This window comes from Nocardia sp. AB354, assembly GCF_049538315.1.
GTDB classification, from domain to species: Bacteria; Actinomycetota; Actinomycetes; order Mycobacteriales; family Mycobacteriaceae; genus Nocardia; species Nocardia nova.
In genome coordinates, this window is sequence record NZ_JBMVFU010000041.1 from 24796 (window position 1) to 32671 (window position 7876).

At 66.3% G+C, this 7876-nt stretch carries 6 protein-coding genes and 2 tRNA genes; 1 reads left to right on the forward strand and 7 read right to left on the reverse strand.

From position 1 onward, the window contains the following. Positions 1-50: 50 nt before the first annotated feature. The 4 genes from ACPCUW_RS34120 to ACPCUW_RS34135 all read right to left on the reverse strand — a co-directional run bounded on the left by ACPCUW_RS34120 (position 51) and on the right by ACPCUW_RS34135 (position 2748). A tRNA-Glu gene (locus ACPCUW_RS34120) sits at positions 51-123 on the reverse strand. A gap of 138 nt (positions 124-261) precedes the next feature. Continuing rightward, a tRNA-Gln gene (locus tag ACPCUW_RS34125) sits at positions 262-333 on the reverse strand. Positions 334-502: 169 nt separating this feature from the next. Further along, a complete protein-coding gene (gltX, locus tag ACPCUW_RS34130; RefSeq protein ID WP_423429472.1) occupies positions 503-1960 on the reverse strand; it encodes a glutamate--tRNA ligase in 1458 nt (485 codons plus the stop codon). Between the two features lie 14 nt (positions 1961-1974). After that, positions 1975-2748, reverse strand: coding sequence for a fumarylacetoacetate hydrolase family protein (locus ACPCUW_RS34135; protein WP_423429474.1), 774 nt, complete (start codon positions 2746-2748; stop codon positions 1975-1977). A gap of 165 nt (positions 2749-2913) precedes the next feature. On the opposite strand from ACPCUW_RS34135, the gene ACPCUW_RS34140 reads away from it, so the two are divergent. Next, positions 2914-4089 (forward strand): MFS transporter, encoded by a 1176-nt coding sequence (locus tag ACPCUW_RS34140; protein ID WP_423429475.1) that lies wholly within the window; start codon positions 2914-2916, stop codon positions 4087-4089. 182 nt (positions 4090-4271) lie between these two features. Here ACPCUW_RS34140 and ACPCUW_RS34145 read toward each other — a convergent pair whose 3' ends face one another. The 3 genes from ACPCUW_RS34145 to ACPCUW_RS34155 form a co-directional block, all read right to left on the reverse strand. After that, positions 4272-5279, reverse strand: a complete 1008-nt coding sequence (locus ACPCUW_RS34145) for a 3-isopropylmalate dehydrogenase (protein ID WP_423429476.1) — start codon at positions 5277-5279, stop codon at positions 4272-4274. 336 nt (positions 5280-5615) lie between these two features. Continuing rightward, the gene (gene serA, locus ACPCUW_RS34150) at positions 5616-7214 is read right to left on the reverse strand and encodes a phosphoglycerate dehydrogenase (RefSeq protein ID WP_423429478.1); all 1599 of its coding nucleotides are present in this window, start codon (positions 7212-7214) and stop codon (positions 5616-5618) included. Between the two features lie 235 nt (positions 7215-7449). Next, positions 7450-7653, reverse strand: a complete 204-nt coding sequence (locus tag ACPCUW_RS34155) for a cold-shock protein (RefSeq protein WP_030512990.1) — start codon at positions 7651-7653, stop codon at positions 7450-7452. Positions 7654-7876 lie beyond the last annotated feature (223 nt).

Consider the following 7876-nt stretch of genomic DNA (forward strand, 5'->3'; position numbering starts at 1 on the left):
ACCCGGGAACGAGAAAAGCCCTCCAGCTCGCGCTGGAGGGCTTTCGAATGTAGCCCCGACGGGATTTGAACCCGCGCTACCGCCTTGAGAGGGCGGCGTCCTAGGCCGCTAGACGACGGGGCCAGAGGACTTCCCCAAAGGGAGACTCCGTGGATCTTTCGATCGAGGAGGCTCGGCAAGCTTAACCGGCCGAGACCCGGCGACCAAATCGCCGGGGATGCTGTTCCGACTCGACCGAACGAAGCGAATCAACATTCTCCGCTGGGGTACCAGGACTCGAACCTAGAATGGCTGAACCAGAATCAGCTGTGTTGCCAATTACACCATACCCCAATGACCTGGGCTTTCAGCCTCTCCCCTGTCGGTTCGAGGCCCTCGTTCCGGGCCGAGAAGAAGAGTACCAAACCCCTCCCGTATTTATACAAATCGTCTGGTCAGAGCCGTTTTTCACGGCCTGCGCGGCCCCGGGCCCCCGATCGGTCGGGCACCGGGGCCGGTCCGGCTACGCCAGCGCGGCCCGCAGCCGCCGCATGGTCACCTCACGGCCGAGCAGTTCCAGCGATTCGTACAGCGGCGGGCTGATGTGCGAGCCGGTGACCGCCACCCGCACGGGACCGAAGGCCTTACGCGGTTTGAGCCCCAGATCGTCGACCAGAGCCTTTTTCAGCGCCTCCTCGAGCACGGGCGGCGTCCATTCGGAAACACCGTCGAGCGCCGCCACGGCGGCCTGCAACACGGGCACCGCATCGGGCCCCAGATTCTTTTGCGCCGCGGCCTCGTCGACAGCAAACTCCTCGGCCGGCACGAACAGAAACTTCAATAGATCCCACGCATCACCGAGAACCACGATCCGGGTCTGCACCAACTCCGCCGCCGCGGCGAAAACTCGGTCGTCCACTTCGGCGCCGATGTGACCGTGCGCGGTGAGGAACTCCCGCAACCTACGGGCGAAATCCCCGGTATCCAGCAAACGAATGTGTTCGGCGTTGATCGCATCCGCCTTCTTCTGGTCGAAGCGGGCCGGATTCGAATTTACTTTCGATATCTCGAACGCATCGACCATCTCCGCCATGGAGAAGACATCGCGGTCCTCGGCGAGGCTCCATCCGAGCAAAGCCAGGTAATTCAGCAAACCTTCAGGAATGAATCCGCGATCCCGGTGCGCGAAGAGATTCGACTCCGGATCACGTTTGGACAACTTCTTGTTGCCCTGGCCCATCACGAAGGGCAGATGACCGAACTCCGGAGTGAACTCCGCCACCCCGATCCGCTGCAATGCGGCATACAACGCCAACTGCCGCGGAGTGGAGGAAAGCAGGTCTTCCCCGCGCAACACGTGTGTGATTTTCATCAGCGCGTCGTCGACGGGATTCACCAGCGTATAGAGCGGATCGCCGGTGCCGCGGGTGAGCGCGAAATCGGGCACCGTCCCGGCCTTGGCAGTGATCTCCCCGCGAACCAGATCGTTCCACACCAGATCGTGCTCGGGCATCCGCAAGCGCACCACCGCGGGGCGGCCCTCGGCCTTGTAGGCGGCGACCTGCTCGGGGGTCAGATCGCGGTCGAAGTTGTCGTAACCGAGCTTCGGATCGCGGCCGGCGGCCCGGTGACGGGCCTCGACTTCGTCTGGGGTGGAGAAGGATTCATAGGCCTCACCGGCCGCCAGCAACCTCTGGACGACATCGAGATGAAGCTCACGCCGCTGCGACTGACGGTAGGGACCGTAGGGCCCGCCGACCTCCGGCCCCTCGTCCCACGTCAGCCCGAGCCACCGCAGCGCGTCCAGAATCGCGTGGTATGACTCCTCGGAATCGCGTGCGGCATCGGTGTCTTCGATACGGAAGACGAAGGTGCCGCCGTGGTGGCGAGCGAACGCCCAGTTGAACAGCGCGGTCCGGATCAGGCCGACATGCGGTGTGCCGGTGGGTGACGGGCAGAATCGGACCCGTACGTCAGTCATATTCCTTCTCTCGATCAATGTTTGGCGGCAACAGGATTGGTGAGGGTGCCGATACCCTGAACCGTCACGGATACGGTTTGCCCATCCGTCATCGGTCCTACACCTTCCGGCGTTCCGGTGAGGATGACATCGCCGGGCAGCAAGGTCATCACCTTGGTGACCCACTCGATCACCGTCGGAATGTCGTGCAGCAGAAGTGAAGTCCGGCTGCGCTGGCGCACCTCACCGTCGAGTTCGGTGGTGATCTCGAGATCGCCCGGATCGAGTTCGGTTTCGATCCACGGTCCCAGCGGGCAGAAGGTGTCGTAGCCCTTGGCGCGCGTCCACTGTCCGTCGTGGCGCTGCTGGTCACGCGCGGTCACGTCGTTGGCGACGGTGTAGCCGAGAATGACGTCGGCGGCCCGGGCGGCCGGCACGTCCTTGCACGGGCGGCCGATCACCACCGCCAGCTCCCCCTCGTAGTCGACCTGAGAGGAATTGGGCGGCAACAGGATCGGCAGATTCGGCCCGACGATGGAGGTGTTCGGCTTGAGGAAGATCACAGGATCCTCCGGCGCCGCTCCGCCCATCTCCGCCGCGTGCGCGGCGTAGTTCTTTCCGACGCACACGACCTTGCTGGCCAGAATGGGGGCCAGCAGTCGCACATCGGCCAGCGGCCAGGTACGGCCGGTGAATGTCGGGGTACCGAACGGATGCTCGGCGATTTCACGAGCGATCTCGTCGGAACCGTCGGTTTCGATACTCACGAACGCGACCCCATCGGGGCTGGCAACACGACCTAGACGCATGGCGAAGAGTCTATCCACCTGCCCGAACGCGGCCGACCACCCGGTCTGCGACGGGCGCATGTGACGAATTTCGACTTGCCTACCCGCCACATCCTGGGTGTACGGTAAGAGCCGGTTCACAGAGTAAGACTCTGATCCCAAAATATGAGATTCGAGGTGAGGGCGATGACCACCGTGACAGACGTGCGCGCGACCCGGCGGTGGACCATGCTCGCGCTCGGAGTCTTCGCCCAGTCCTCGAGCGCGGTCATCGTGCACGGCACCCCGTTCCTGTTGCCGGCGCTGACCGATCGCGGAATGCCCTTGGCCACAGCGGGTCTGCTGGTCGCGATGCCGACGGTCGGCCTGGTGTGCACGCTGATCGCCTGGGGATACATCGTGGACCGGGTAGGTGAGCGCACCGTCCTGGTCGCCGGTCCGGTCGTGATGTGTGTGGCAGGTGTGGCTGCTGCGACGGTGACGAACTACGGCATCCTGGGCGTACTGCTGTTTCTGGCCGGTATGGGCGCTGCCAGTACCAACGGCGCGAGCGGCCGGGTGATCGTCGGCTGGTTCCCGGTCGATCAGCGCGGGCTCGCGATGGGTATCCGCCAGACCGCACAGCCGCTGGGTGTCGCGATCGCGGCGATGTCGATACCGGCTGTCGCTGCCGCACACGGGTTTTCCACGGCAATCCTGGTTCCGGCGGCGATGGCGGGTGTCGCGGCGATCGGCTGTCTGATCGGAATCGTCGACCCGCCCCGCCCGGCGAGCACCGGCACGCATCCGGACAACCCGTATCGGGGTGATTCCACGCTGTGGCGCATCCACGCGGTCTCGGTGCTACTGGTGGTTCCGCAGGCCACCCTGTGGACGTTCGCCCTGCTGTGGCTGCATCGCGATGCCGGGCTGTCACTGCCGATGGCCGGGGCGATCGTCACCGCGACCCAGATTCTGGGCGCCGCCGGGCGCATCGGCGCCGGTATCTGGTCCGACCGTGTCGCCAGCCGCCTGCGTCCGTTGCACACCGTGGCGATCGCGGCCGTGGTCTCGATGGCCGCCCTGGCCGGTGCCGCCTGGTTGCACTGGTGGTGGGCGGCGATCCCGATCCTGTTCGCCGCGTCGGTGATCACCGTCGCGGACAACGGCTTGGCCTTCACCGCCGTCGCCGAAATCGCCGGCCCGTACTGGAGCGGCCGCGGCCTGGGCATCCAGAACACCGGCCAGAACTTGGCATCCGCCGCTGTCGCACCGGTTTTCGGCGCTCTCATCACCGCCGCCGGCTTCCCGGCGACCTATCTGGTCGCTGCGATTGTCGCGGCAGCCGCCGTCCCCATGGTGCCGATCGTCCGCAACCGCTGACATCCGGGTTCCCCACGGCCGCACCCCTTTCCGTCACAGTACGGAGTGCGGCCGTGGGGAAATGTCACGCCGCCAACAACTTTCGAGGTTGTACCTACAACCTGAGCGTGCCGGCTCCCACTACGAATCGATCCCCCTGTCGCGCCGTTGTTTTGGCGACAGGGGGATCGTTCGGAACAAGCTCAGAGGGACGCGGCGATGCGGTCGCCGATTTCGACCGTGGAGGCGGTGCCGGCGCGGGCAGCGAGGTCCTTGGCTACCGCGGCTTCGATGCGGGCGGCTTCCTCGGACCGGCCGAGGTGGTTCAGCAGCAGCGAAACCGAGAGGATGGCGGCAGTCGGGTCGGCCTTGGACTGGCCGGCGATATCGGGTGCGCTGCCGTGGACCGGTTCGAACATGCTCGGGTTGGTGCCCGAGGCGTCGACGTTGCCCGAGGCGGCCAGGCCGATGCCACCGGACACCGCCGCGGCGAGGTCGGTGATGATGTCGCCGAACAGGTTGTCGGTGACGATCACGTCGAAGCGGCCCGGATCGTTGACCATGTGGATCGTCGCGGCGTCGATGTGCTGATAGGCGACCTCGACCTCGGGGTATTCCGCGCCGACCTCGGTGACGGTGCGCTGCCACAGCGAACCGGCGAAGCTCAGCACATTGGTCTTGTGGACCAGCGTCAGGTGCTTGCGGCGCTGCTGGGCCTTGTCGAAGGCGTAGCGCACCACCCGCTCGATGCCGAAGCGGGTGTTGGTGGAGACCTCGGTGGCCACCTCGTGCGGGGTATTCACGCGGATCGCGCCGCCGGTACCGGTGTACGGACCCTCGGTTCCCTCGCGCACGACGACGAAGTCGATCTCCGGATCACCCGACAGCGGGCTGGTGACGCCCGGGTACAGCTTCGACGGACGCAGGTTCACGTGGTGGTCGAGCGCGAAGCGGGTGTGCAGCAGCAGACCGCGCTCGAGCAGGCCGCTGGGGACCGAGGGATCACCGATCGCGCCCAGCAGGATGGCATCGTGCTGCTTCAGCTCCGGCAGCACCGACTCCGGCAGCACCTCGCCGGTCGCGTGGTAGCGCTTGGCGCCCAGGTCGTACTCGGTCTTCTCGACCCCGGGCACGACCACGTCGAGTACCTTGAGCGCCTCGGCGATGACCTCGGGCCCGATACCGTCACCGGCGATGACAGCCAGCTTCATATGACAACGCTCCGTTCGTTCCTGCTCGCGGCTCGCAACACGTATGCGGCCGAATCAGCCAAGGGCGGTCGATCGGCGGCGTTGCGCCCGGCCGGATCGCCGACACCGTCACACTATCGGTCCCCCGAATCACCCCGATAACCAGGGCAAGCCGCTCCCAATGAGTGAGATCCGACGGCACGGGCTCCCCGAATCACCAGCACGAATCTCACCGGCACACAACCGGTCACATCTACCGAAACGCACAATGCGCGCGAATCCCGCTCCGCGCCATGGCGGTTGGATTCGCGCGCACTGTAACGTACTGCGGCCGAGCCGATTCCGGCCCGGAACGGCTCAGCTCAGGTCGACCTGGACGACCTTCGCGGCACCCACGGCCTCGGCGATCGAGGACTGCACCTCGGCCGGGACGGACTCCTCGACGCGCAGGATGACCGTCGCGCCTTCCTGGTTGATGTCCTGGCTCAGCTGAGCCGCCTTGATGTCGATGGCCGCCTCGCCCAGCTTGGTGCCGATCTTACCCAGGGCACCCGGGCGGTCGTCGTAGTTGAGGATCGCCAGGTTGAGGCCCTCGGCGCGCATGTCGTAGTTGCGGCCGTTGATGTTGACGATCTTCTCGACCTGAGCGGGCTCGGTCAGGGTGCCGGCGACGTTCAGGGTGCGGCCGTCGCCGAATACGGCGCGCAGGTCGACCAGGCTGCGGTGGGTCGGGCTCTCGCTGTGGGTGGTGACGGAGGCCTCGAGGCCCCGTTCCGCGGCCAGCGACGGGGCGTTGACGAAGGTGACCGCGTCCTCGACGTGCGCGGAGAACACACCGCGCAGCGCCGAGAGTTCCAGCACCGCAACCTCTTCCGAGGACAGCTCGCCGCGCACCTGGAGTTCGAGCGAGACCGGCAGCTCGTCGGCGAGGGCGCCCAGCAACACACCCTGCTTGCGCACGATGTCCAGCCAGGGGGCGACGATCTCGTTGACCGCACCACCGGCGACGTTCACCGCACCGGGCACGAACTCACCCGCGAGGGCGAGCTGCACCGACTTGGCGACATCGGTTCCGGCGCGGTCCTGGGCCTCGGCGGTGGATGCGCCCAGGTGCGGGGTCACAACGACCTGCGGCAGCTCGAACAGCGGGCTGTCGGTCGACGGCTCGGTCTCGAACACGTCGATGCCGGCGGCGCGCACGTGGCCGGAGGTGATGGCATCGGCCAGGGCCTGCTCGTCGATCAGACCGCCACGGGCGGCGTTGACGATGATGACGCCCTTCTTGGTCTTGGCCAGGGTCTCCTTGTTCAGCATGCCCTTGGTCTCAGGGGTCTTGGGCAGGTGAATGGAGATGAAGTCGGCACGCTCGAGCACCTCGTCCAGGCTCAGCAGCTCGATACCCAGCTGGGCGGCGCGGGCCGGGGAGGTGTAGGGGTCGTACGCGATGACCTTGGTCTCGAAAGCGGCCAGGCGCTGCGCGAACAGCTGGCCGATGCGGCCCAGGCCGATGACGCCGACGGTCTTGCCGAAGATCTCGACACCATTGAACTTGCTGCGCTGCCAGGTGTGCTCGCGCAGGGTGGCGTCGGCTGCCGGGATCTGGCGGGCGGCGGCCAGCAGCAGGGTGACGGCGTGCTCGGCGGCGGTGTGGATGTTGGAGGTCGGCGCGTTGACGACCATGACACCGCGCTCGGTGGCCGCGGGCACGTCGACATTGTCGAGGCCGACGCCGGCGCGGGCGACGATCTTGAGGTTCTTGCCGGCCTCGAGCACCTCGGCGTCGACGGTGGTGGCCGAACGGACCAGCAGCGCGTCGGCCTCGGGCACGGCGGCCAGCAGCTCGGGTCGATTGGGGCCGTCGACCCAGCGAACCTCGACACCGTCACCGAGCGCATCGACGGTCGACTGGGCGAGCTTGTCGGCGATCAGAACAACAGGACGGCCATTTTGGCTCACTGTGGGGCACTCCTGGGGAAAGAGGTCGGCATTTACCGCGGACCAGCTTAATGGTCGCGCTTGGGCGTCGGTGTACCGCCCGGTAGGCAGCCGCCCTCACACCGCCGCCGACCCCGGGCCGCAGCGCATCGGGCCCCGGACGCGAAAGAGCCCCGCATCTCGAAAGATACGGGGCCCCAATGTAAGTCGCGGACAGTTCACGCTACGTAAAGTGGCGCGCAGTCAGCGGACTCGATCAGAGAACGCTTACGTTCTGAGCCTGCGGGCCCTTCTGGCCCTGGCCGATCTCGAACTCCACGCGCTGCCCCTCGTCGAGGGACCGGAATCCACTACCGCTCACAGCCGAGTAGTGCACGAACACATCGGGACCACCGTCGTCCTGAGCGATGAACCCGAAGCCCTTCTCGCTGTTGAACCACTTCACTACGCCTTGCGCCATTTCATACCTTCTGTAGACGAGCCGAACCGACCAACTTCACGGTCGGGCCGGTCTCAGTGATCAAGCCTGCCACGGACTGCGCCGTCGCGCCACCACAGTGGTCACCCCGGGGGAGGGAAACCGCACCCGAAGCGAAAAGTCGGCTTTTCGTGTGGGGCACGCCGTGATTGTCTCGTGATAGCGCGGCGGGTCGCGCTCGTCGCGTCGCGGCGAGCGGCGGGAA